The sequence below is a fragment of the Herbaspirillum sp. CAH-3 genome, assembly GCF_009668275.1.
Taxonomy (GTDB): Bacteria; Pseudomonadota; Gammaproteobacteria; order Burkholderiales; family Burkholderiaceae_D; genus Herbaspirillum; species Herbaspirillum aquaticum.
This window is the reverse complement of record NZ_VSWE01000005.1, coordinates 294,446-319,450: the sequence shown is the minus strand read 5'-3', so window position 1 is coordinate 319,450 and position 25,005 is coordinate 294,446. Positions and strand designations below refer to the sequence as shown.

Here is a 25,005-nt window from a genome sequence, read left to right as displayed (position 1 = left end):
CGCTGCGCGCTGCACCGTCCCCGTCCTTGCCCAGAAAGGTTACTCATGACGCTCCACCACGCCCACGCCAGCAGCACCGAGCAGATCTCCGATGCGCGCCAGGCCCTGGCCCATGCCCGCATCCAGTCCTTCATCGAAGCCTATCGCCACGAAGGCTACCGCATCGCCGACATCGATCCGCTGGGCACGGTCTCGGTACCGGAGATCCCCGCCTTGCTGCCGCAAAGCCATGACCTGAAGGATGAGGACCTGGCACTGGGCCAGCACCGCTTCCTGGAGGGACTGGGTCTGACCAACGTGAAGGAACTGACGCATTTCCTGAGCCGCCTCTATTGTGGTCCGCTCGCGCTCGATGCCAGCGGTGTGCGCGACGAAGGCCGGCGCCAGTGGCTCTTCGCCCGCCTGGCTGCGCGCGAGCACGGTAGCGAGCCGGCCCAGGGCGAGCGTGCTGCCGTCCTGGCCCGGCTGGCCGCCGCCGAGCAATGGGAGCACTACCTGCAACAAGACTATCCGCAAGCCAAGCGTTTTTCGCTGGAGGGTTGCGAAGCGTTGCTGGTGCTCATGGATGCACTGGTCGAGCGCAGCAGTTTCTACCAGCTGGAGCAGCTGTTCCTGGCCATGCCGCATCGTGGTCGCCTGAACCTGCTGGTGAACCTGATGCAGATGCCGGCGGCAGAGATCGTCGCGTATTTCGACGCCAAGCGCACCACGCAAGCCGCCGCGGGCGCGGTCGACCTGCCTTACCACCTCGGTGCCGAGACCGTGCGCAGCACTGCCCACGGCAAGCTGGGCCTGTTCATGGCCCACAATCCCTCGCACCTGGAAAGTGCCTATCCCGTCCTGCTGGGCATGGTGCGTGGCTATCGCAGCGCGCATCCGCAATCGCCCATGCCGGCCTCGGTGGTGATCCACGGTGACGCCGCCTTCTGCGGACAGGGCGTGGTGATGGAGTCGCTCAAGCTGGCCCAGCATGCGGGTTACGGCGTGGGCGGCACGGTGCACGTGATCGTCAACAACCAGATCGGCTTTACCACCCCCAATCCGCTCGATCCGCTCAATCACGGCTACTGCACCGACATCGCCCGCATCGTCGGCGCGCCCGTGCTGCACGTCAATGCCGACCAGCCGGAGGCGGTATTGAGGGCGGCACGGATCGCCTTTGACTACCGCATGCAGTTCGGTGCCGATGTCGTGATCGACCTGGTCGGCTATCGCCGCTGGGGGCATGCCGAGCAGGATACGGCGACCGTGACCCAGCCGCTGCTGCACGGTTTCATCGACAAGCATCCGCCGGTCACGCAGCTCTATGCCCAAGCCGGCTGGCCGGGCTCGCACGAGGGGGCGGCGCTGCTGGCCGCCAGCAGTCAGGAGGCCCTGGCGGGTTTTCGCGCCAGCCGCCCTGCGGCGCCTGCTGCGGCCAAGGCCACGCCGATGGCCGCGAGCCCGGTTGCACCGGACCTGCAGCGCCTGCGCCAATTCGTCGAACGCATGACGCGCTTGCCCGAGGGCTTCGACGCCCATGCGGCCATCACCCGCCTGATCACGCAATGGCAGGACAGCGTGAGCGCTCCCGATCATCCCTGCAGCTGGAACTTTGCCGAAAACATGGCCTATGCCAGCCTGCTGTCGGAAGGAATGGGGCTGCGACTGTCGGGCATGGATGTGCAGCGCGGTACCTTCATGCAGCGCCATGCCGTGTGGCACGCGGTCGATGCCGCACAAGGCGTGCAGCAGGCCTTCTGGCCGCTGCGCCAGGTGGCGGCACCCGGCGCAGCACTGGAGGTCATCAATTCGCCGCTGAGCGAAGAGGCCGTGGTGGGCTTCGAATACGGGTTCAGCGTCCAGGCCGGCGACGGTGCGCTGGTGATCTGGGAGGCCCAGTTTGGTGACTTCGTCAATGGCGCGCAGATCATGATCGACCAGTACATCAGCTCCGGGCGCGGCAAATGGGGCTATGCCTCGGCCCTGACGGTGCTGCTGCCGCACGGCTATGAAGGCGTGGGCCCGGAGCATTCGACCGGCTACCTGAGCCGCATGCTGCTGCTGTGCGCGCAGCAGAACATGCGCGTGGCGTATCCCTCGAACTCGGCGCAATGGTTCCATCTCTTGCGCCAGCAGGCGCTGCAGGGCGATCGTCCGCTGGTCGTCTTCACGCCCAAGTCGGTGCTGCATGCCGAGGTGCGGTCCCATTCGCCGCTCTCGGCGCTGTTGCAGGGAAGCTTCCAGCCGCTGCTGCCGGATGCGCAAGCGCTGCCCGCCGCACAGGTGCGGCGGGTGGTGCTGTGCAGTGGCAAGGTCTGCCATGACCTGGCGGATGCGCGCAGCCAGGCTGGCGATACCGCTACCGCGCTGCTGGCCGTGGAGCAACTGCATCCCTTCCCGGTGGAAAGCCTGGCCGCGCAGTTGCGGGGGTATCCGCAGCTGGAAGAGGTGATCTGGGTCCAGGAGGAAGAACGCAAGCAGGGCGCGTGGCTGTGCGTGCGGGATGCCATCGAGGCGGCCATGCCGACGCAGGCAGGTCTGCGGGCCGTGACGCGCCCCGATACCGACTCGGGACCGACCGCCTCCAAGGCCACCCACTACCTGCAGCAGGCTGCACTGGTGCAGGCCGTGTTCCCGCTGTAAACGAACGACGCCCAAAAGGCGAAAAAAAACGGTGTACTTCATCCTGAAGTACACCGCCCACCCCCTCCGGTTTCCCCGGTATGCATCGCAACTGATGTTGTAGTCCGCGCCTTGCTACATCGTCAAGCTGCAGCGCAATGCCGGCAGCGGGATCCTGGTGTCAAAAGCGCGTCATCCTGGCACATCAGCTCGTCCATCGGGCTTGGTTCAATAGGTCAGTGTCACGGTCACGGTATCCGAGTAGGCGCCGGCCAGCGGTGTCTGGGATGCAGGAATCTGGCCATAGACCGTCAGCGTCTGGGTCAGTCCCGAGCCGGTGCCGGCCTGGGTATCGGTACCGATGGTGGAGCCCCAGTTGTTGGTGCGGGCGGAGTCGCGGTACAGCGCATAGTTCAGGGTGCCGCCGCCGGCCGCGCTCATCTTGCGGTTGCTCACCGTTGCGCCCGTACCTGTGCCGGCATCCAGGCCAACGTTGTAGGTCGTGCCGTTGGTGCAGAGTACCGTGATGGTGCCGCTCTGGTTCACCACGCTCTGGGTGTAGGCGCCAAAGGCGATGGCCGAACCGACCACGGTGCAGGCTGCGACCACCGAAGCGCTGATGGTCAGCGTGCCGCTGGCGGTAGCCGCGATGGAAGCCGGGGCGCTGGAGGCCAGCACGACAGCAGCGATGGAAGCAGCAACGAAGCGATTTTTCTTGATGAAGAACATGTGTTTCTCCTTGTCTGGCTGCCCCGTCCTCGCCCCTTGCAAGAACTTCCCTGTGCAGCGTTGGTATGGAGATACTTTAATTTCCGAGGCCCGCATCCGACATCCGGGGATTCCCTATCAACCATCAATTCACGTCAGGGAAAACCTGAATCGCAACGAGAAGCCTTCTCAAGCTCATCCGTTTTATCAGGGCTTGTTCACATGCAGTCGGCACTCGCAGATTGAACGTGAACAGGCTTAGTAAGTGATGAGCACGGTGAGGGTGTCGAGATAGCTGCCGGCCTTCACGTTCTGGCTACCCGGCACGCGCCCATAGACGGTGTAGGTCTTGCTGACCGGGGTGAGCACCTGCAGCAGGTAGCCATCGGTGACAAAACTGGTACTGGAGGAACCGTCGCCCCATACCGAAGAGCGTGCGGCGTCGGCGTAGGCCTGGTAGTTCAGGCTATTGGCACCACTGAGCATCTTGCGCTGCGCATAGGCGCCGCTGCTGCCGGCGCTGAGTTTGACGGTGTAGCCGATCAGGAGCGACACGGTGGCTTGGCAGGTCACGGTGATGCTGCCGGTATTGTCGAGGTGGGCGCTCGATTGCGGGTCGTACAGGCCGAAGGACACCGGATTGGAGCTGGCCGAGCAGAGTTGCTGAGCCTGGGCCGGGCGGCAGCCCAGCATGAATGCCAGCGGCAGCAGCAGCGTGGCCAAGGGCAGGGGATGGACATTTTTCTTCATGTGCTCTCCATGATGCGGGCCATTTCCTGACAAACACTAACGGCAGATCACGACTTCGTTGCGCATGCCGCCATCGCTGCCGGCCTGCAGCGTCAGGGTGGCCTGGCAGCGCGCGCCCGAGGGCAGCAGTACGTCCAGGGTATTGACCGGACCCAGCTCAGGCAGGTAGCTCACGCCGTCATAGCCGACCGGTGCCTGCAGGCCGCTTTCGCGTACGCGGATGGAAGCGCCCAGGGGGATGAATTCGCCAGCCGCATCTTTGAGCACGATGGTCACATCCGAGGCGCGCCGGGCATTGAAGTGCACCACCACGCCGGATCGGTCACGCGGCTTCACGTACTGGTCGGACTGATCCAGTTGCAGGGTCAGCGGCAGGTCCAGCACGTCCACCGAAATCTTGTTGACGTCATAGGCGCGCAGGTCGGTCAGCAACAACTGGCCGTTGTCGTCGGTCCGGCCGGCATAGCGGTTCTCGTTGTAGATGCCGACATTCTTGACACCGCTGGCATTGACCACCGCAAAGCTGTCATCGATCCAGTCGGTGGCAAAGGCGCTGCCATCCATGAAGGCCAGCGCGCCACGCGCGCCCAGTCGCTGGCTGGTGGCGTTGGCCGACTGCGAAGCAGCCGCACTCACGCTGCCGTAGCGGCTCTTGTAGTTGAGCTGGCCGATGCGCTGGCGATAGCTGCCTTCGGTATCCTGCAATTGCCAGCCGAGGTCGCCGATGGCCACCGTCGAGCGGCTGGCCTGCAGCGTGCTGGTGCGCTGGCCGTTGTTGTTGCTCACGCTGGCACCGGCCACGTCGCGCCCGCCGAAGGGGATGATCAAGCCGATGGTGGCACCGTAGCCGCTGCTGCGAAAGTCGCGGTAGGCGGTGAGGTAAAAGTTGGAACTGCTGCCGACCGACTTGAACCAGGTCAGGGTGACGGTCTCGCTGTCGGCCAGGCTGCTGGTACCAAGCCCGGTGAAAAGCAGCGGGCTCTTGCTGCGTGCATAGGCCATGCTGAGCGACCCGTATTGCCCCAGGTTCAGTCCCAGCGTGGCAAGGGTAGCGCTGCGCGAGACGGGAGCCCCTTGCAGCGCGCCGATATCCTGGTAGCCGCGGGTGGACTGCGTGCGCGACAGGGACAGGCTCACCGGGTCGGCATTGCGTTCGATGGCCAGCGCCATTTGCTGGCCGGAATTGCCTTCGCTGCTGCTGGCGGCCAGCGAGCTTGCCAGCACCGCGCGGTTGCCCAGGTTGAAGACCGCGCCCCCGCCGGCCAGCTTGAGGCTGCGCATGGCTTCGGCGTGGCCTTCCAGCGTGAGCCAGTCGCTCATGCCATGGCGCGCCGTCCCGGATAGCGCGAACTGCCCATAGTCATTGCTGCGCAGCCCATAGTTGCGCCGCACCCAGCCACCCTCGGCGGAATAGGAGGACAGCCCTGGCTTCAACAACCGGTCGGTGGCGTAGAAGTTGATGGTGCGGAAGGTCTGGCGGCCCAGTTCATCGGTCACCGCCACGGCGATCTGCCCGGCGCCGCTGGCGATGGGGGGCTGGCGGATCTCGAAGGGACCGGGTGGTACCGGCTGGGAGAGCTGGCGCACGCCATTGACGAACAGGTCGACGGTGGACGGCACCACCGTTTCCCCGCCCAGGGACGGTGTGGGAAAGCGCACCAGGTCCGGCCGCAGGTTGAAGTCGGAGGCATACTGGAAACCACCCAGGCGCACCGAGCGGCTCCACGCCAGGCTGCCGTTGATGACGTCGCCGACGCGATAGCGGGTCAGGGTGGCCGGTTCCGAATAGGTGTAGGTCGACTCCAGCCGGGCTGACACGCCGCCGCTGTTGCCGGTATAGCCCAGGCCGGTCGAACTGAAGACACTGCTGCCGGAGAACCAGCGCGCATCGAACAGTCCGCCCAGCGCATGCTGGCGCTGGCTGCTGGAGGCCAGCAGGTCGTAATTGAGCACCAGACCGCTTGCGCCGGGTGACAGGGGCACTTTGCTGGCAATGCTGGCGGCGTCGATGTCGGTGGTGTTCATGAAACGGGCCGGGACCATCAGGTTGATCTTGGCGCCGGCCTCGTCGAGGTCGACGGCAGTCGCCAGTGCGCGCAGGGCGATGAGGTCCTCGTCAGCACCATCGACCCGCAGCTTGAGGCTGCGCAACTCCGCTGCAGTGACGTAAAGCAGTTGCTGGCGCCGGGTGAACTGCGCCACCAGGTTCGTTGCGCGACCGTTGATGGAGACTTCCAGCAGCAGGATCTCGTCGCCCGGCTCAGCAGTGGCTGCTCGCGCCAGCGTTGCCATGGCCATGAGCGTGGCCACGGTGAAGGACAGGAGCCAATGTGTCGTGCGAATCAAGGCGCCACGGTCAGTTCGGCATCAATCGGCCCGGCATCGCTGTTGGCAGTCAGCTTGACTCGGCTGCCCACGGCAAGCGGGGTATCGGTCTCGATCAGGTACTGCCGGGTGATGCCGGCCAGGGTGTAAGGATTGCCGCCGGCCGGGGCGCTGAGCTTCTTGCCATTGGGCAGGGTCAGGGCCAGGTCCAGCAGTCGCGCGCGCCGGTTGCCGCTGTTTTCCACCAGCAGGCGCAGCGGCTTGCCGGCGCGCAACTGGTATTCCAGCTGGGCCCTGGGCGAGCCGACCGGCGCAATGAAGACCGGCATGGAAATGCGGAACTTGAAGTTGATGGCGGCCCCTTCGGTGGCCGAGGGGATTTCATCGATCAGCAGGCGATAGGCGATCTCATTGCTGGCGGCGGGCTGTTTGGCCACCACCCGGATCACCTGCGAGGCGCCGGGCGCGAGGTTGAATACCGGCGGACTGAGGATCAGGTTCTGCGAGGGCTGCAGTTCATCCTTGCTGTCAGCCTGGTTCCAGTCGTAGGCGCGCAGCTGCAGGGAAACGTTGTGATTGTCGTTGTTGACGATCTTGATCACGCCGGCCGTACGCGAAGACGACAACTCCAATACCACTGGCGCAATCTCGAAGTTGGAGGCCCACGCCGCCTGCACCACCCCCATCGCCGCCATGCCGGCCAGCGCCAACAAGCGCAGACCTTGTCCCCATCCGGATGCTGATTTTTTCACGCTACGGCATCTCCACTCTGGTTGTCAGACCATTGTCAGTTTCTTTCTAGATTAAAACGAAACAGGACAACAAGTGTGAAGAGAGTTACATTTCAGCTACGAATGTGACCAATAATCAACAAATAGTTTTCTGTAAGGTAACTGCTGAGCAGGTGGGCGGGCATACAAAAATGGCGTGGCTTCGAAGAAAGCCCACGCCATTGCATATTGCATTTGCTGCGTCACCGGCGCTGAGCCGGCGCACCCCGACCAGTCACGGGGGATCAGTAGGACAGGGTGATCGCTACCACGTCGCTGTAGCTCCCCGCGCGCACGGTCTGGCCGCCCGGGATGTAGCCGTAGACAGCGAGGCTCTGGCTGCTGCCGTTGCCAACCCCTGAGACCGTATCGCTGCCATTGCTGTTGCCCCAGGCACGAGTGCGGCCGGCATCCTGGTAGAGTCCGTAATTGAGGGTGTTGACGCCATCGGCCGTGCTGAGCTTGCGGCTGGCCACGCTGGCGCCGCTGCCGGCATCCAGGCTCACGGTGTAGCTGGTGCCATTGGAACAGTGCACGCCGATCTGGGCATTTTGCTGCACGGCCCCGGCGGCGTAGGTGCCGAAGGGCAGGGCGGCACTCTGCACCACGCATTGCGAGGGCACGATGGCGGAAATATCAAGGTTGCCGGTCGACGAGGCGGCCTGCGTCTGCAGGTTCACGCAACACAGCAGACCAACGGCCAGCAGCAGGGAATGTGAATGTTTCATCGGAACAGGGCGCCGGCAGGACCCAGGCCAACGGCCTGAAAAAACGGGTAAATACCGGAATCTATTATAGAATTAATTCGAATAAACAATCGGAAAATGCCGAAGGACAGCGTTTGAAGCGCCTTGCTTGGCGCATTCCCGCAACAGCTTTTCCATGAATTCGAAGAACTTGGTTCCATTTGCTGACAGAAAGAAAACAGTTGATATCGGTTAAGCCTCCTTCCGATATCGGGACAGGCAGCAAGGAGACACTTCAGCAGCTCCATCGATACCCTGGCGCAGACGGGGTGGCAGGGCTGCTGCGGGGGAGAGGGCGAGGCCCGGTTGCGGTGCTTCGCCGTGCGCGATTCCCTGACATGCATCATGTGAAGATCGAGTGCAGCCTTGCTTCATGCACGCCGCTTCCGGGCGGGTGGCCGGGTAACCGGCTGTCAAACCGGGCGCGTGACTTGCAGACCAATGAAACGTGAACCATGCCGATAACTAGACAAAGCGGACTGGCCCGCGCCAGCACCGGCATCTTCTTCCTGCTGGCCTTGCTGCTCTCGGTGGGGGTGGCGGCTTTTTCCTACCACAGCGTGCGAGACTTCGAGCGTCGTGCGGTGTGGTTGCAGCACAGCTACACGGTGCTCAACAAGCTGGAAGAAGCCAATTCCACCGTGCGCGACGCCGTGAGCACGTCGCGCGGCTATGCGCTGTCGGGACAGCAGGAATACCGCAGCAATTTCGAGGCCGGCGTGCGCCACCTCAACGCGTTGCTGCAGGACCTGCGCCGCCTGCTGAGCGACAACCCGCAGCAGGCCGAGCTGCTGGGCCAGACCGAAGATCTGGTCATGCAGCGGCTGACGATGTCGCGCCAGCTGATGGAACTGACCCCCGAAGAAGGTCGCGCCCGCGTGCTCGAGGGCAGGGAGCTGGGCGAACGCATCCGTGCAGGCTTTGAGCAGATGAAGGGCAACGAGAATGCCTTGCTGGCTACCCGTTCGCATGACACCGCCGTGAGCGCCAACCTGACCATCTTCATGGTGATCTCCGGCAGCCTGCTCAGTATCGCCTTGCTGCTGCTGGTCTACCGCAAGCTGCGCAAGGAAATGACGCGCCGGGTCGAAGCCCAGCAGCGCGCCCAGGCCTATTCGGACGAAATCGAAGACCTCTACAACAACGCCCCCTGCGGCTATCACTCCGTCGACGAGACCGACAAGCGCATCATCAAGATCAACGATACCGAGCTCAAGTGGCTGGGCTACACGCGCGAACAGGTAGTAGGCCGCATGACCCAGGCCGACCTGCTGGCCCCGTCCAGCGCCGAGCGCTACCTGCGGGAGCTGCATCCGCAGTTCCTGCTCAGGCGCGAGATCAGCGGCATCGACCTCAATTTCCGCCGCGCCGACGGCAGTGAGTTCACGGCGCTGGTCAATGCCACCGCCATCCCCAGCCGTGACCGCAGCAAGCTCATCAGCCGAACCGTGATTTATGACATCTCCGATCGCAAGCGCGCCGAAGACGAGATCGAAGCCCTCAACGCCGACCTGGAGCGGCAGGCCCAGCACTTGCACAATGTGAACAAGGAACTGGAGAGCTTTTCCTACTCGGTGTCGCACGACTTGCGCGCGCCCCTGCGCGCCATCTCCGGTTATGCCATGATCCTGGAAGAAGATTACGCCCACGCCATCGACGAGAAGGGGCGCGAGCAGTTGCAGGTGATCCGGCGCAACGTGCGCAAGATGGACGCGCTCATCAATGACTTGCTCAAGCTGGCCAAGTCCACCACCGGCGAGCTGACCCTGCAGCGCTTCTCGATGGAAGAACTGGTGGGCCAGGTGGTGGCCGGCCTGCAGCAGGAGAACCCGGCCGTGGTGTTCGAGGTGGCACGCCTGGAAGGGGCCGTGGCCAATCGCGGCCTGATCGCCCAAGTGTGGGAAAACCTGCTCTCCAATGCCGTGAAATTCAGTAGCAAGAGCGAGCAGCCGCGCGTGCGCGTGACCATGCAGGCCACGGCCGAAGAATACGTCTATGGCGTGCACGACAACGGGGTCGGGTTCGACATGCGCTACGCCCACAAGCTGTTCGGGACCTTCCAGCGCCTGCATCGGCAGGAAGAATATGCCGGCACCGGCATTGGCCTGGCCCTGGTACAGCGCATCGTGGTACGCCATACCGGGCGCGTCTGGGCCGAGAGCAAACCGAAGGAGGGCGCCAGCTTCTACTTTGCGCTGCCGCGCAAGGGCGTGGTGCCCAGCCTGGGCGAGTCGCGCCGCTCGTCCGATGACAACTGAACCGGCCCACTGAGCCCGAAGGAGAACAAGGTCCCATGAGCATTCCGTTGCGCGTACTGTTCGTCGAAGACATGGAAGAAGACGCCGTGCTGATGGTGCGCGAGTTGAAGCGCGGCGGCTTCGAGCCGACCTGGGAGCGGGTCGACGACGAACAGGCCCTGTTGGCGGCGCTGCAGGCGCAGCGCTGGGATATCGTCATCTCGGATTACTCCATGCCGATGTTCTCCGGCGTGGAAGCCTTGAAGCTGGTCAAGGCCGACAATGACCAGACGCCCTTCATCATCGTCTCCGGCGTGATCGGCGAGCAGACGGCGGTGGAAGTCATGAAGGCCGGCGCCCAGGACTATTTCCTCAAAAGCGCCATCGCCCGCCTGCCCCATGCGGTGGACCGCGAGCTGCGCGATGCCCAGGCGCGGCGCAAGCAGCGCGCCAGCGCCCAAGCCCTGCGCGAGATGCAGGCACGCTTCAATGCCTTCATGAACGCCGCGCCCATGCCCACCTGGATCAAGGACGGGCAACTGCGCTACAACTACGTCAATCCGGCGCAGTCCGCCTTCTACGGTATGACTCCGCATGACATGGATGGCATGACCGATGCCGAGCTGATGACCTCGGGCGGCGCTGAAGCCTCGCGCGAGTACGACCGCAAGGTGCTGGAAGAAAAGTGCGAGCTGCACACCCAGGAAACCGTCTTCGACCACAACCACAATGCCCGCATCCTCGATGTGGTGCGGTTCCCGATCAGCGGCGAAGGCAAGGGCGACATGGTGGCCGGCTTGGCCATCGACGTGACCGAGCGCGAACAGTCGCGGCGCGAGCTGGAACTGGCCATCCAGCGCCAGCAGATCCTGTCCTCGCGCGTGATCGAGGTGCAGGAGCGCGAACGCCAGCACCTGGCGCGCGGCTTGCATGATGATGTGGGCCAGTCGCTGACGGCCCTGAAGATCAACCTGGAAACCATCAAGAAGACCGGTTCGCTGGAAGGCCCCTCGCTGCAGAACGGCATCGACATCGTCACCGCCGTGCTGGCCCAGGTGCGCAGCCTGTCGCTGGACCTGCGCCCGCCGCAGCTGGACAACCTGGGCCTCATTGCCGCCCTGCGTTCCTACGTGGAGCAGAAGTCCAAGCTGGCCAACGTGAACGGCTGGTTCGAGAGCAGCGGGCATGATGGACAATTGCACCACGACATCGAAAACACCGCCTTTCGCATCGTGCAGGAGGCCGTCACCAACATCCTGCGCCATGCGAAATGCCAGAACATCTGGGTCAAGATCGACCGCCAGCAGGACCAGGTGTACCTCAGCATCCGCGATGACGGCAAAGGTTTCGACATCGAGCGTGCGCGCAGCAATGCCATTTCCGGCACCAGTTTCGGCCTGCTCAACATGGAAGAGCGGGCGGTGCTGGTGGGCGGTTCCATGGATATCACTTCGGCGCCCGGCGCAGGGACGGAAATCGTCATGCACCTGCCGGTCGCCCCTATCGTGAGGAGAATGTAAATGCTGACCCGAATCATGCTGGCCGACGACCACGCGCTGGTGCGCAGCGGCATCAAGGCGCTGCTGACCGCCATGCCTGGGGTAGAGGTGGTGGGCGAGGCGTCCGACGGCGCCGAAGTCATCGAGATGATCCCCCAGCTCAAGCCCGACCTGGTGCTGCTGGACATCGCCATGAAGGGCATGAACGGCCTGGAAGCCCTGCGCCGCCTGCGCGGCGACTATCCGACCATCCGTTTCCTGATGCTGTCCATGTATGGCAGCGAGGAATACGTGATGCAGGCCTTGAATGCCGGCGCCAATGGCTATCTGTTCAAGGATTCGGCCGCCACCGAGCTGGAAAAAGCCCTGTATGAAGTAAAACATGGGCGCCAGTACCTGGATTCGCACATCTCGCGCGAGGCGCTCGACAACTATATGAAGCGCGTTGCACAAAACGGGACCCCCGTCGAAGTGCTCACCCCGCGCCAGCGCGAAATCCTGCAGTTGATCGCTGAAGGCAACAATACCAAGGAGATCGCCTACCAGTTGAACGTCAGCGCCAAGACCATCGAGACCCACCGGGCGCAGTTGATGGAGCGGCTGGACATCCGCGACGTGCCCGGCCTGGTGCGCTATGCGATTCGTACCGGCATTGCCACTCCGGACAAGTGACAAAGGGCCTGGGTGAAGACATATTCACATTCAGGAAATTTCTGATTTTTTTTGAAAATGCCTGTGCAATAATCCCCTGACAGTACGGGGATCGGCGTCCGTAGTGGTATTTCAAGCAGACCGCCGATGCTGGAACGAGGCCGCGGTGCAGTCGCAGCAGTGAAGCTCACTGCCGGGCGCTGTCCGGGGGATGGACCGGGCGGGCGGCAGTGGTGCGATACAGGGTGGCCAAGAAATGGTCATTCAGACAATAAATGTTCCAGCTTGAAATTAATTGAAGAAAGCGATCCATCCATGGATATCGAGCAATATGACATCATCCTCGTCGACGACAGCCCTGAAGTGGCCGAGTTGACACGCCTGGCGCTGGGCAGCCGCAAGCTGGCCGACAAGCTGACCTGGTTTGCCGATGCGGAGCTGGCCGAGGAATTTTTCTTCCAGGGGGAATATGCGAGCCGCCGCGACCTGCATCCCTACCTGATCTTGCTGGACCTGAACCTGCCGCTGATGAGCGGTCACGATTTCCTCAAGATCATCAAGTCCAATGCGGCCACCTCGCACATTCCGGTGGTGATGTTTTCTTCTTCCGACGACCAGCGCGACATCAACCAGAGCTACGAACTCGGCGCCAATGGTTACGTTGTCAAATCCACGGACCCCAAGGAATTCATGGGCACGGTGGTCGATACCGGCATCTACTGGCGCAACCGCAATCGTCCGGCGCGCGGGGATGAACTCGCCAAGGCCACGCCCTGAGCGGCGCGGCAAGCCAACGAAAAAGCGCGGCCTGGCCGCGCTTTTTTCATTTCCTCATGTCTTCCTGTCTTCAAGCCGCGTGAGCGTGGCTGCGTTTCATCCCGGAAATTGCCGCAGGCCTTCGAGGTCATTGATGGTGATGCTGCCATAGTCCACCTTCAGCAGGCCGGCCTTTTCCAGCACCTGCAGGGCCTGGTTGGCACGCTGGCGCGAAGTACCGGAGAGGTTGCCGACTTCTTCCTGCGAGATCTGCAGGTTCAGCCCGATACCGGGATTCAGGTAGGGGTTGAACAGGGCTGCCAGGCAGCGCGCCACGCGCGCATCCGGCTCCAGCATGCGGTCATACTCCACCAGTGAAATGAACAGCGCCAGGCGCTCGTTCAATTGCGTCACCAGGAAGCGGTTGAAGGGAATGCTGTTGTCCAGCAGCCAGAGATAGGTGGCCTTGGGCATGTAGAGCAATTCACTCTCGCGCAGGGCCACCACATCGTACTTGCGCGGTTCGTCCTTGAGCAGCGAGCCTTCGCCCAGCCAGCCGCCATTGGCCATGCCGGCGAAGGAGACGGTCTTGCCTTCGGGCGAGACGCTGCTCATCTTCAGCAAGCCCTCGTGCACACCGATCCAGTGCGCCACCGGATCACCCTTGCGGCAGACGTAGCCCCCGGCCGGAATCTTGCGGCTGACCACCTCCGCTTCCACCCGGGCCAGCTGTTCTTCGGTCAGCGCCTGCGCCCAGATGCTCTTGGACAGCATGCGTCGAATTGATGTCTCCATGATGATGCGTCGCAATATCGAAAGTTTTGTCAATTGTCGGTGAGATGACATCCACTGGCAACCACTGCCTCTACTATCATCGCAAAAAAGGCCCAGGCAAAAGCCTGGCCAATCATAGAGACAGGACAGCTGGCATGCCCGACACAATGACTGCCGCAGTAAGAGCAGCGTAAGCCTGGCAGCACAGACTGATCCGACACCGGGTTCGTATCCTCATGCAATCCAATGAAGGAAACGGATCTTTCGAACCTGCACAAGAAGGTGGGAAATGGTGGAGACGAGACAAGACAAGGAAGCCGCGACCTTTCCGCGGCTGCTGCTGGCGCATGCCCAACGACGCCCCGAGCGGGCGGCCTTCCGCGAGAAGGACCTGGGCATCTGGCAGACCACGACCTGGCGCCAGGTGGCCGACGAGGTACGCAGCTTTGCCTGCGGCCTGGCCGCGCTGGGATTCAAGCGCGGCATGAGCCTGGCCATCATCGGCAACAATTGCCCGCGCCTGTACTGGGCCATGAGCGCCGCCCAGGCGCTGGGCGGCATGCCGGTGCCGCTGTACCAGGATGCGCCGGCGGCTGACATGGCCTACGTGCTGGCCGACGCCAACGTCGACTTCGTCATGGCCGAAGACCAGGAGCAGGTCGACAAGGTCTTCGAGATCAAGGAAAACCTGCCCCGCATCGCCCACGTCATCTATGACGACGAACGTGGCATGCGCAACTATCATCAGCCCGAGCTGCTGTCCTTTGCCCGCGTGCAGGAACTGGGCCGCGCTTACGAACGTGCGCATCCGGGGTTCTTCGAGCAGGAGGTGGCGGCGGGCTCGCCCGATGATGTGGCCATCATCCTCTACACCTCCGGCACCACGGGCAAGCCCAAGGGCGTGTGCCACTCGCACCGCGCGATGATCACCACCGCCACCACGCTGGTGGAGTTCGATCACCTGGATGAGGACGACGACATCCTCTGCTATCTGCCGCTGGCCTGGGTGGGCGACTTCCTGTACTCCTTCGCCCAGCAGCATGTGGCTGGCTTCTGCCTCAATTGCCCGGAGTCGCCCAATACGGTGATGACGGACCTGCGCGAGATCGGCCCGACGTATTACTTTGCGCCACCGCGCGTCTACGAAAACATCCTCACCCAGGTGATGATCCGCATCGAGGACGCCGGCTGGATCAAGCGCAAGATGTTCCATGGTTTCATGAAGGTGGCGCGCCGGGTCGGCATGCGCATCCTCGATGGCAAGCCGGGCGTGTCGCTGGCAGACCGCCTGCAATACGCCATCGGCGACCTGCTGGTCTATGGACCGCTGAAGAACGTGCTGGGCATGTCGCGCCTGCGCGTGGCCTATACCGGCGGCGAGGCCATCGGGCCGGACCTGTTCGACTTCTATCGTTCGCTGGGCATCAACCTGAAGCAGCTCTATGGCATGACCGAGACCTGCGTGACGGTGTGCATGCAGCCCTCGGGCGACGTCAAGCTCGATAGCGTAGGCCGCCCGATGAAGGGCGTGGAAGTGCGCATCGATGCCAATGGCGAAGTGCTGGTGCGCTCCCCGGGCCTGATGAAGGAATATTTCAAGCGGCCCGATGCCACCGCCGAAGCCATCGACCAGGACGGCTACTTCCATACGGGAGATGCAGGTTTCTTCGACAGCGACGGCCACCTCAAGATCATCGACCGCGCCAAGGATGTCGGCAAGATGGCCTGCGGCAGCATGTTCGCGCCCAAGTACATCGAGAACAAGCTGAAGTTCTTCCCCTTCATCAAGGAAGCGGTGACCTTCGGCAATGGCCGCGAGCAATGCATGGCCTTCATCAACATCGACATGGATGCCGTAGGCAACTGGGCCGAGCGCCGCAACCTGCCTTACAGCGGCTATACCGACCTGGCCGCCAATCCGGCGGTCTACGACCTGGTGCGTGACTGCGTGGAAAAGGTCAACGCCGACCTGGTGGCGGACCCCCTGCTGGCCGATTCGCAGATCCATCGCTTCCTGATCCTGCACAAGGAACTCGATCCCGATGACGAGGAGCTGACCCGTACCCGCAAGGTCCGGCGCGGCTTCATCGCCGACAAGTATGCGGTCCTCATCGAGGCGCTCTATGCCGGCCATGCGTCGCAGTACATCGAAACCCAGGTCAAGTTCGAGGATGGCCGCCAGGGCATGATCTCGGCCGACCTCAGGATCGCCGACGCCAAGACCTTCAAGACGCTGCAAAGCGCCGCCTGAGCAGCACGCAGTCCCGTCCCGGCAGCGTCTTCGCTGCCGGCTTGCAGCGTAGCCCGACCAGACCACTGCTGAATGAACCCGATCATGAAACGACACCTGAGTTCCGAAATCCTGCCCGCGGGCCTGCCTCCCGTGACCAGCCCCGATGACGACGCCCCGGCGGTCGCCGCCAATGGCCGACGCATCGGCGAGGTCATCCTCGACCTACAGAACATTTCGCTGTCCTTTGGCGGGGTGAAAGCGCTCACCGACATTTCCTTCGACGTGCGCGAGCATGAGATCCGCGCCATCATCGGCCCCAACGGTGCCGGCAAGAGCTCGATGATCAACGTCATCAACGGCGTCTACCATCCGCAGAAGGGCAGCATCCTCTATCGCGGCCAGCCGCGCCTGGGCATGCATCCCAGCAGCATCGCGCGCCAGGACATCGCCCGTACCTTCCAGAACATCGCGCTCTTCAAGGGCATGACGGTGCTGGACAACATCATGACCGGCCGCAACACCAAGATGCGCTCGGGCCTGTTTTCCAATGCGCTGTGGTGGGGCGCGGCCCGCAACGAGGAAATCGAGCATCGGCGCAAAGTCGAAGAAGTGATCGATTTCCTTGAAATTCAGCACATCCGCAAAACTCCCGTGGGACGCCTGCCGTACGGCCTGCAAAAGCGCGTGGAACTGGCGCGTGCACTGGCGGCTGAGCCGCACATGCTGCTGCTGGACGAACCCATGGCCGGCATGAACGTGGAAGAAAAGCAGGACATGTGCCGCTTCATCCTCGACGTCAACGACCAGTTCGGTACCACCATCGTGCTCATCGAACATGACATGGGCGTAGTCATGGACATCTCCGACCGCGTCGTGGTGCTGGACTACGGCAAGAAGATCGGCGACGGCACGCCCGATGAGGTGATGAGCAATCCGGAAGTCATCAAGGCCTATCTCGGGACTTCCCACTGAAGACGAACGCTGAAGACGAAAACAATATAAATAATAAAAACAATATGGACATGGCAGGCAAGGAGACGACATGCAATTCTTCCTCGAAGTCACCCTGAGCGGTTTGCTCTCGGGGCTGATGTATTCCCTGGTGGCGCTGGGTTTCGTACTGATCTACAAGGCCTCCGGCGTCTTCAATTTCGCCCAGGGTGCGATGGTGTATTTCGCCGCGCTGGCGGTGGTGGGCCTGATGGAGAAGGGCATGCCGATGTGGGCGGCCATCATCGGGGCCTTCGTGGTGATGATCCTGGTGGGGCTGGCCACCGAGCGCTTTGTCTTGCGCAAGCTGGTCAACCAGCCGCCCATCACGCTCTTCATGGCCACCATCGGCCTGACCTTTTTCCTAGAAGGGCTGGGTCCCTTGCTGTTCGGCAGCGAAGTGCGGCCTATCGACCTGGGCATCGTCGATGAGCCGATCCAGTCGGTGATGGACGGCATCGGCATCGGCATTTCCAAGTTCGACCTGTTCGCCTCCGGCATGGTGGTGGCGCTGGTGGCGGCACTAGCGCTGTTCTTCCAGAAGACCAAGGTGGGCCGCGCCCTGCGGGCGGTGGCCGACGATCACCAGGCGGCGCTGTCGCTGGGCATCCCGCTGCAGCACATCTGGGCCGTGGTATGGGGCGTGGCCGGGTTCGTGGCGCTGATTGCAGGCCTGCTGTGGGGCTCGCGCAATGGCGTGCAGTTCGCGCTGACCATGACGGCCCTGAAGGCCTTGCCGGTACTGATCCTCGGGGGCTTCACCTCGATTCCCGGGGCGATCGTGGGCGGGCTCATCATCGGTGCTTCCGAGAAACTGGCCGAGATCTACATCCCGCCGGTCATGCAGGATGCCTTCGGTGGCAACTTCGGCGGCATCGAGGGCTGGTTCCCCTACGTGTTCGCGCTGCTGTTCCTGCTGGTGCGGCCCGAAGGCTTGTTCGGCGAGCGACATATCGACCGCGTATGACAATGTGCTCATTCCAATGTTGGCGATATGTCGCCATGGGTGCCATGCAGTAACAAGGAGAACGCAATGCTGTACCGTGAAGCAGGACAATTCAAGACAAGCTACATCGCCGACAGCCAGATCTTCCCGATCCGCCAGGATCGCATCATCTTCACGCTCTTCATGGTGTTCGCCTTCGTGGGCGTGCCGCTGTTGGGCAGTGAATACTGGTTCTCGGCCATCCTGGTGCCGTTCCTGGTGTTTGCGCTGGCCGCACTGGGCCTGAACGTGCTGACCGGATACGCCGGCCAGCTCTCGCTGGGGTCGGCCGCCTTCATGGCCGTCGGGGCCTATGCGGCCTACAACTTCCAGCTGCGCGTGGAGGGCATTCCCATCGTCGCTACGCTGCTGCTCTCGGGCGCCTGTGCGGCCATGGTGGGCGTGCTCTTCGGTTTGCCTTCGCTGCGCATCAAGGGCTTCTACCTGGCCGTGGCCACGCTGGCGGCGCAGTTCTTCGTGGTGTGGGCGCTGACCAAGTTTCCCTGGTTCTCCAATAATTCGTCCTCGGGCGTGATCAGCACACCCAAGATCGATTTCTTCGGCATCGCCATCGATACCCCGGTACGCAAATACCTGTTCGTGCTGGCCGTGGTGAGCGTGCTGGCGCTGGTGGCCAAGAACCTGGTGCGCTCCTCCACCGGACGCGCCTGGATGGCCGTGCGCGACATGGACGTGGCCGCCGAAGTGATCGGCATCCCGCTCATGCGCACCAAGCTGACCGCCTTTGCCGTGAGCTCCTTCTACTGCGGCGTGGCCGGTGCCCTGTACGCCTTCTGCTACCTGGGCTCGGTGGAGCCGGACGGTTTCTCGCTGGACCTGTCCTTCCGGATTCTCTTCATGATCATCATCGGTGGTGTGGGCAGCATCCTCGGGTCCTTCCTGGGCTCGGCCTTCATCCTGCTGCTGCCGATCTTCCTGGATAACGCATTGCCGCCGCTGGCGTCGCTGTTGCACCTGCCGTTCACCAATGCGACGGTGTCGCACATCCAGATGATGGTGTTCGGTGCCCTGATCATCTTCTTCCTGATCGCCGAGCCGCACGGTCTGGCGCGGCTGTGGCAGATCGCCAAGGAAAAACTGCGCCTGTGGCCGTTCCCGCACTGAGCGCGGCAAGACCGTATTGAGGTAGGCGGAGACCGGAACACCGGCCTCCGATAAAAGTCGGCAACGACAACAACAAGGAGACGAGACCATGAAAACCATGAAGCATCTGCGGCAGTGGCTGCTGGCCACCGCCTGCGCCGCCAGCCTGCTGGCCCCGGCGGCACCGGTACTGGCGCAGGCCAGCGACCAGTTCATCGCCATCCCCAGCTACCGGGTCGGACCCTATGGCACCAATGGCCAGTCGTATTACGGCGGCTATGTCGATTACCTCAACTACATCAACATCAAGGAAGGCGGCGTCAATGGCGTCAAGCTGTCCTGGGAAGAGTGCGAGACCGAGTACAACAACGCCAAGGGCGTGGAGTGCTACGAACGCATGAAGAACAAGAACCAGGTCACGCGCGGCACCGCCATCAACCCCATGGCCACCGGCATCTCCTATGCGCTCATCGACAAGACCGCCGAGGACAAGGTACCCCTGGTGATGATCGGCTACGGCCGTACCGATGCGGTGGATGGCTCGGTGTTCCCGTACGCCTTCCCGCTGGTGACGACCTACCAGATGCAGGTCTCGGCCATCGTGAAATACCTGGCCGGCAAGAACAATGGCTCGCTGGCGGGCAAGAAGATCGTCTTCCTGTACCACGACTCGGCCTATGGCAAGGAGCCCATCGTGGCGCTGCAGGCGGAGTCCTCCATCGGCAAGTTCAAGCTGGTGGAAATCCCTGTGGCCCACCCCGGCAACGAGCAGGGCGCGCAGTGGCTGCGCATCCGCCAGGAGAACCCGGACTACGTGATCTTCTGGGGCTGGGGCGTGATGAACCAGACCGCACTGAAGGCCGCGCAGAAGGTCGGCTATCCGCGTGACAAGATCGTCGGTTCCTGGTGGGCCGGCTCGGAAGAAGACACCATCCCCGCCGGTGATGCCGCCAAGGGCTACCTGTCTGCGACCTGGAACGTGGCCGGCAAGGATGTGCCCGTGATCGCCGACATCGACAAGGTGGTCTATGGCGCGGGCAAGGGCAACATGCAGGACAAGAACAAGCTCGGCTCCATCCTCTACAACCGTGGCGTCTCGGCAGCCATTGCCACCGTGGAAGCGGTGCGCACGGCGCAGGACAAATACGGCAAAGGCAAGGTCATGAGCGGCGAGCAGGTGCGTTGGGGCTTTGAAAACCTCAACATCACCGATGCCCGTCTGAAGGCCTTGGGCGCCACCGGCCTGCTGCCTGAAATCAAGACCTCGTGCGAAAACCACGAAGGTTCGGGCAAGGTCAGGATCCAGCAATGGGATGGCAGCAAGTGGGTGCTGGTGTCGGACTGGATCGAGGGCAACAAGAACCTGATCCACCCGCTGTTCAAGGCATCGGCCGCGAAATACGCAAAAGAAAAAGGCATCACTCCTGCCTGCATGAAGTAGGCGCTTGCGCCGGCGGCTCTGCACGTCTCCCACGGCCGCCGGTGCTTTTTTGGGAATGCGAACGACCATGAATGCCACACCGATCCAGACCAGTGCCGCGCCTTCCGCCGCTACGGCAGCGGTGGCCAAGGCGCTGGCCATCAACAACATCGAAGTGATCTATGACCACGTGATCCTGGTCCTGAAGGGCGTCTCGCTGGACGTGCCCGAAGGCAAGATCGTGGCCCTGCTCGGGGCCAACGGGGCCGGTAAGAGCACCACCCTGAAGGCCATCTCCAACCTGCTGCACGCCGAGCGCGGCGACGTCACCAAGGGCAGCATCGAATTCCGTGGCGAACGCGTGGACCGCATGACGCCCAATGACCTGGTCAAGCGCGGGGTGATCCAGGTGATGGAAGGACGGCATTGCTTCGGTCACCTGACGGTGGAAGAAAACCTGCTGACCGGCGCCTACACGCGCGGCATCAGCAATGCCGAGGTGAAGCACGAACTGGAAAAGATTTACGATTATTTCCCGCGCCTGAAGGTGCGCCGCAAATCGCAGTCCGGCTACACCTCGGGCGGCGAACAGCAGATGACCGCCATTGGCCGCGCCATGATGGCCAAGCCTTCCATGATCCTGCTCGATGAACCCTCAATGGGGCTGGCGCCGCAGATCGTCGAAGAGATCTTCGAGATCGTCAAGGACTTGAACAGCAAGGAGAAGGTCTCCTTCCTGCTGGCCGAACAGAACACCATGGTGGCGCTGCGCTATGCCGACTTCGGCTACATCCTCGAAAACGGCCGCGTGGTGATGGAGGGCGCAGCCGGCGAACTGGCCGATAACGAAGATGTGAAGGAATTCTATCTGGGCGTCTCCGGTGGCGGACGCAAGAACTTCCGCGACATGAAGTTCTATCGCCGCCGCAAGCGCTGGCTGGCGTAAGGGGGGAGGGCATCATGTCCGATCCGACACAGGTACTGGCCGAACTGGATGCGCTGGAGCGGCGCGATCCGCAACAGCGCGAGCAGGAACTGATGCGCGCCTTGCCGCAACTGGTGGCGCGCGCGCAGGGTGCACCGGGCTGGGCGCGCATCCTCAATGGCGTGGAGGCGGGGGCGATCACCTCGCGCGCGGCGCTGGCGAAATTGCCGGTCACGCGCAAGTCCGACCTCAAGGAACTGCAGACCCGCGAGAGCCCCTTTGGCGGCTTGAACACGACCCCGGCGCGGCAACTGCGGCGGCTCTTCGTGTCGCCCGGCCCGATCTTCGATCCCGAAGGGCAGGGCGCGGACTGGTGGCGGTTTGCCAGCCCGATGAAGGCGCTGGGGTTGCAGGGCGGGCACATCCTGCAGAACTGCTTTGCCTATCATTTCACGCCGGCGGCCTTCATGGTCGAGGGCGCGGCGGCGCGGCTGGGCTGCGCGGTGATTCCGGCCGGCATCGGCCAGACCGAATTGCAGGTCAATGCGATGGCGGCCCTGAAGCCCGATGCCTATGTCGGCACGCCCTCGTTCCTGAAGATCATCATCGAGAAGGCGGGCGAGATGGGTGCCGACATCTCCAGCGTGCAGCGCGCCCTGGTCAGTGCCGAAGCACTGCCGCCGTCGCTGCGCAGCTGGTTCCATGAACACGGCGTGCCGCAGGTGCTGCAGCTCTATGCCTCGGCTGACATCGGCAACATCGCCTACGAGACCATGAGCGAGGGCGCGGTGCATCCCGGCATGGTGCTGGACGAATCGCTGATCCTGGAAATCGTGCGGCCCGGCACGGGCGACCCCGTGGCCGAGGGCGAGGTCGGCGAAGTGGTGGTGACTTCCTTCAATCCCGACTATCCGCTCATCCGCTTCGGTACCGGCGACCTGTCGGCGGTGGTGCAGGGCATCTCTCCCTGCGGACGCACCAATACCCGCATCAAGGGCTGGATGGGGCGCGCCGACCAGACCACCAAGGTACGCGGCATGTTCGTCCATCCTTCGCAGGTGGCCGACGTACTGCGCCGCCATGGAGACATCTTGCGGGCGCGCCTGGTGGTGTCGGGCGAGATGGCCAATGACATCATGACCCTGCATTGCGAAGTGGGTGACCCGGAAGATCCGGCCATTGATGTCAATGCGCTGGCTGGCAGCCTGCGCGAGGTCACCAAGCTGCGGGGCGACGTGCTGCTGGTGGCGCCGGGCAGCCTGCCCAATGATGGCAAGGTCATTGAGGACGCCCGGAAATACGAATGAGTGAAGGAGCTTGCAGGGGATCGAAGGTGCAGGGCGATTTGTGCTTGTGCAGGTGAAGCTTCGCGCATAGAATCGGCATCGGAACATTGGTTCCAACGTCGCTCGGACGGTTCCGGGCGCTTACGTGAAAGACACCCATGACGCAATCCGCCGATTCGCGCGATCCCTCGCGCACGCCTGCTGTTCCCTCTTCCCCTGCCATGTCCCCGGACGCCTTCCCGGTCAGCTTCCCGCGCATCGAACGGCTGCCTCCCTACGTCTTCAACATTACCGCCGAACTGAAGATGGCCGCGCGCCGCCGGGGCGAGGACATCATCGACATGTCCATGGGCAACCCCGATGGCCCCACGCCGCCGCACATCGTCGAGAAGCTGGTGGAAGTGGCGCAGCGGCCCGATACCCACGGCTATTCTTCCTCCAAGGGCATCCCGCGCCTGCGGCGGGCGATTGCGCACTGGTATCGCAGCCGCTACGAAGTGGACTTCGATCCCGACAGCGAAGCCATCGTCACCATCGGATCCAAGGAAGGCCTGGCGCACCTGATGCTGGCCACCCTCGACAAGGGGGATACCGTGCTGGTGCCCAATCCCAGCTACCCCATCCACATCTATGGCGCCGTGATTGCCGGCGCCAACATCCGCTCGGTGCGCATGAGCCCGGGTGTGGACTTCTTCGACGAACTGGAACGCGCGGTGCGGGAGAGCTATCCCAAGCCCAAGATGATGATCCTGGGCTTCCCCTCCAATCCGACCGCGCAATGCGTGGAGCTGGAATTCTTCGAGCGCGTGGTCAAGCTGGCGCGCGAACACCAGATCCTGGTGGTGCACGACCTGGCCTATGCCGACATCACCTTCGATGGCTGGAAAGCCCCGTCCATCATGCAGGTGCCGGGCGCGCGCGAGGTCGCGGTGGAATTCTTCACGCTCTCCAAGAGCTACAACATGGCCGGCTGGCGCATCGGCTTCATGGTCGGCAATGCGCGCCTGGTGGCGGCGCTGGCGCGCATCAAGAGCTATCACGACTATGGCAGCTTCACCCCGGTGCAGGTGGCGGCCATCGCGGCGCTGGAAGGCGACCAGTCCTGCGTGGAGGAGATCCGCGCCAATTACGAAAAACGCCGCAACGTGCTGGTCAAGGGCCTGCATGAGGCGGGCTGGATGGTCGATGTGCCCAAGGCCTCGATGTACATCTGGGCGCGCATTCCCGAACCGTATCGCCAGTTCGGCTCGCTGGAATTTTCACGCATCCTGCTGGAACAGGCCAAGGTCTGCGTCTCGCCCGGCATCGGCTTCGGCGAATACGGCGACGAATATGTGCGCTTCGCGCTGATCGAGAATGAATCGCGCATCCGTCAGGCCATCCGCGGCATCAAGACCATGTTCAAGAACGCCAAGGGCGGCTGAAGGACGCGCCGGGCCTTGGCCATGTAAAGGCCGGAACTGCAAGGGCCCGGCGTGTGTCTTACAAGCATCTTCACCCCCTGACTGTTCTATATGATGAAAAAAATAATATTCGCCAGCCTCGTCGCGCTGGGCGCGTCGGCTGCGGTGCTGCCGGTTGCCCAGGCGCAAGTTTCCGTGAACATCAACATCGGCGCACCGCCGCCGCCCCGTGCAGAACCGCTGCCGACGCCGCGCCACGGCTACGTGTGGGCGCCCGGCTTCTGGGATTGGGATGGCTACCGCCACATCTGGCGTGAAGGCCGCTGGGTACGCGAGCGGCCCGGTTACGTCTATGCGCAGCCGGTCTGGCGCCAGGGGCCGCGTGGCTGGGAACTGGATCGCGGTGGCTGGCGCGGTGGTCCGCCGCCGGGGCGCGGTCCGCGTCATGATGATTTTGACGACGACCATCGTGGTCCGGGACGCGGACGCGACTGCCCGCCGGGCCATGCGCGCAAGGGCGAATGCTGAAGCGCGCAGGCGCTGGTTGATGTGAATTGAGCTGAATCGAATTGAATTGAAGTGATGAAACGAAACGGCCGCAACGTGAAGACGTTGCGGCCGTTTTCGTTGGCGCTTCGCGCAGGTGAGGTCAGGTCTTGTCCATGAGCGCGGAGACGGCGAAGGAGACGATGCCGGCCGTGATGCAGATGACCGCCAGGCGGTAGTGGGGAATCAGCTTGCCGATCCAGGGCAGCAGGAAATACAGGACGATGGCGATCAGGATGCTGGTCAGGAGTCTTTTCATTGTCGTAGCGGGAGGGTTGAACGCTGGGGCCTAT

At 63.0% G+C, this 25,005-nt stretch carries 21 protein-coding genes; 14 read left to right on the top strand and 7 right to left on the bottom strand.

The genetic code is table 11. From position 1 onward, the window contains the following. Positions 1-45: 45 nt before the first annotated feature. A complete protein-coding gene (locus FYB76_RS08835) occupies positions 46-2,625 on the top strand; it encodes a 2-oxoglutarate dehydrogenase E1 component (protein ID WP_154133392.1) in 2,580 nt (859 codons plus the stop codon). Positions 2,626-2,832: 207 nt separating this feature from the next. On the opposite strand, the gene FYB76_RS08830 is transcribed toward FYB76_RS08835, so the two are convergent. The 5 genes from FYB76_RS08830 to FYB76_RS08810 form a co-directional block, all read right to left on the bottom strand. Further along, a complete protein-coding gene (locus FYB76_RS08830; protein ID WP_154133391.1) occupies positions 2,833-3,333 on the bottom strand; it encodes a spore coat U domain-containing protein in 501 nt (166 codons plus the stop codon). Between the two features lie 237 nt (positions 3,334-3,570). Then, positions 3,571-4,062: a spore coat U domain-containing protein gene (locus FYB76_RS08825; RefSeq protein ID WP_154133390.1), complete on the bottom strand. Its 492-nt coding sequence runs from the start codon at positions 4,060-4,062 to the stop codon at positions 3,571-3,573. 36 nt (positions 4,063-4,098) lie between these two features. After that, positions 4,099-6,408, bottom strand: coding sequence for a fimbria/pilus outer membrane usher protein (locus FYB76_RS08820; protein ID WP_229296925.1), 2,310 nt, complete (start codon positions 6,406-6,408; stop codon positions 4,099-4,101). Further along, a complete protein-coding gene (locus FYB76_RS08815) occupies positions 6,405-7,139 on the bottom strand; it encodes a molecular chaperone (RefSeq protein WP_241517289.1) in 735 nt (244 codons plus the stop codon). The genes FYB76_RS08820 and FYB76_RS08815 overlap by 4 nt, the downstream gene beginning before the upstream one ends. A gap of 263 nt (positions 7,140-7,402) precedes the next feature. Further along, entirely contained in the window at positions 7,403-7,885 is a 483-nt protein-coding gene (locus FYB76_RS08810; RefSeq protein ID WP_154133389.1) for a spore coat U domain-containing protein, read from the bottom strand. Between the two features lie 473 nt (positions 7,886-8,358). Between FYB76_RS08810 and FYB76_RS08805 the strand changes: the two genes are divergently transcribed. The 4 genes from FYB76_RS08805 to FYB76_RS08790 all read left to right on the top strand — a co-directional run bounded on the left by FYB76_RS08805 (position 8,359) and on the right by FYB76_RS08790 (position 13,067). Further along, complete coding sequence (locus FYB76_RS08805) at positions 8,359-10,161, top strand: CHASE3 domain-containing protein (RefSeq protein ID WP_088754327.1); 1,803 nt, start codon at positions 8,359-8,361, stop codon at positions 10,159-10,161. Between the two features lie 35 nt (positions 10,162-10,196). Continuing rightward, positions 10,197-11,660, top strand: a complete 1,464-nt coding sequence (locus tag FYB76_RS08800; protein ID WP_088754328.1) for an ATP-binding protein — start codon at positions 10,197-10,199, stop codon at positions 11,658-11,660. Continuing rightward, positions 11,661-12,311 (top strand): response regulator transcription factor, encoded by a 651-nt coding sequence (locus FYB76_RS08795; protein WP_088754329.1) that lies wholly within the window; start codon positions 11,661-11,663, stop codon positions 12,309-12,311. It abuts the gene before it with no gap. A 294-nt stretch (positions 12,312-12,605) separates the two neighbouring features. After that, positions 12,606-13,067 carry a response regulator gene (locus FYB76_RS08790; RefSeq protein WP_088754330.1) on the top strand — a complete coding sequence of 154 codons (462 nt, stop codon included), beginning with the start codon at positions 12,606-12,608 and terminating at the stop codon, positions 13,065-13,067. 96 nt (positions 13,068-13,163) lie between these two features. Here the strand turns inward: FYB76_RS08790 and FYB76_RS08785 are convergent, their stop codons facing one another. Beyond that, the gene (locus FYB76_RS08785) at positions 13,164-13,841 is read right to left on the bottom strand and encodes a Crp/Fnr family transcriptional regulator (RefSeq protein ID WP_034334324.1); all 678 of its coding nucleotides are present in this window, start codon (positions 13,839-13,841) and stop codon (positions 13,164-13,166) included. Positions 13,842-14,109: 268 nt separating this feature from the next. Here FYB76_RS08785 and FYB76_RS08780 point away from each other — a divergent pair, with 268 nt between their 5' ends. The 9 genes from FYB76_RS08780 (at position 14,110) to FYB76_RS08740 (ending at position 24,694) form a co-directional block, all read left to right on the top strand. Continuing rightward, positions 14,110-16,071, top strand: coding sequence for a long-chain fatty acid--CoA ligase (locus tag FYB76_RS08780; RefSeq protein ID WP_154133388.1), 1,962 nt, complete (start codon positions 14,110-14,112; stop codon positions 16,069-16,071). A gap of 72 nt (positions 16,072-16,143) precedes the next feature. Continuing rightward, positions 16,144-17,025: an ABC transporter ATP-binding protein gene (locus FYB76_RS08775; RefSeq protein ID WP_154133387.1), complete on the top strand. Its 882-nt coding sequence runs from the start codon at positions 16,144-16,146 to the stop codon at positions 17,023-17,025. A gap of 70 nt (positions 17,026-17,095) precedes the next feature. Then, positions 17,096-18,010 (top strand): branched-chain amino acid ABC transporter permease, encoded by a 915-nt coding sequence (locus FYB76_RS08770; RefSeq protein ID WP_088754333.1) that lies wholly within the window; start codon positions 17,096-17,098, stop codon positions 18,008-18,010. A 66-nt stretch (positions 18,011-18,076) separates the two neighbouring features. After that, positions 18,077-19,153, top strand: coding sequence for a branched-chain amino acid ABC transporter permease (locus FYB76_RS08765; RefSeq protein WP_039787190.1), 1,077 nt, complete (start codon positions 18,077-18,079; stop codon positions 19,151-19,153). Positions 19,154-19,241: 88 nt separating this feature from the next. After that, the gene (locus tag FYB76_RS08760) at positions 19,242-20,573 is read left to right on the top strand and encodes an ABC transporter substrate-binding protein (RefSeq protein WP_195724602.1); all 1,332 of its coding nucleotides are present in this window, start codon (positions 19,242-19,244) and stop codon (positions 20,571-20,573) included. A gap of 67 nt (positions 20,574-20,640) precedes the next feature. Then, entirely contained in the window at positions 20,641-21,498 is an 858-nt protein-coding gene (locus FYB76_RS08755) for an ABC transporter ATP-binding protein (RefSeq protein WP_154133386.1), read from the top strand. A gap of 14 nt (positions 21,499-21,512) precedes the next feature. Then, positions 21,513-22,784 (top strand): phenylacetate--CoA ligase family protein, encoded by a 1,272-nt coding sequence (locus FYB76_RS08750; protein ID WP_088754335.1) that lies wholly within the window; start codon positions 21,513-21,515, stop codon positions 22,782-22,784. Between the two features lie 137 nt (positions 22,785-22,921). Beyond that, a complete protein-coding gene (alaC, locus tag FYB76_RS08745) occupies positions 22,922-24,187 on the top strand; it encodes an alanine transaminase (RefSeq protein WP_154133385.1) in 1,266 nt (421 codons plus the stop codon). A gap of 90 nt (positions 24,188-24,277) precedes the next feature. Continuing rightward, a complete protein-coding gene (locus tag FYB76_RS08740) occupies positions 24,278-24,694 on the top strand; it encodes a YXWGXW repeat-containing protein (protein ID WP_154133384.1) in 417 nt (138 codons plus the stop codon). A 121-nt stretch (positions 24,695-24,815) separates the two neighbouring features. On the opposite strand, the gene FYB76_RS26620 is transcribed toward FYB76_RS08740, so the two are convergent. Then, positions 24,816-24,971, bottom strand: a complete 156-nt coding sequence (locus FYB76_RS26620; protein WP_008329375.1) for a hypothetical protein — start codon at positions 24,969-24,971, stop codon at positions 24,816-24,818. Between the last annotated feature and the right edge of the window lie 34 nt (positions 24,972-25,005).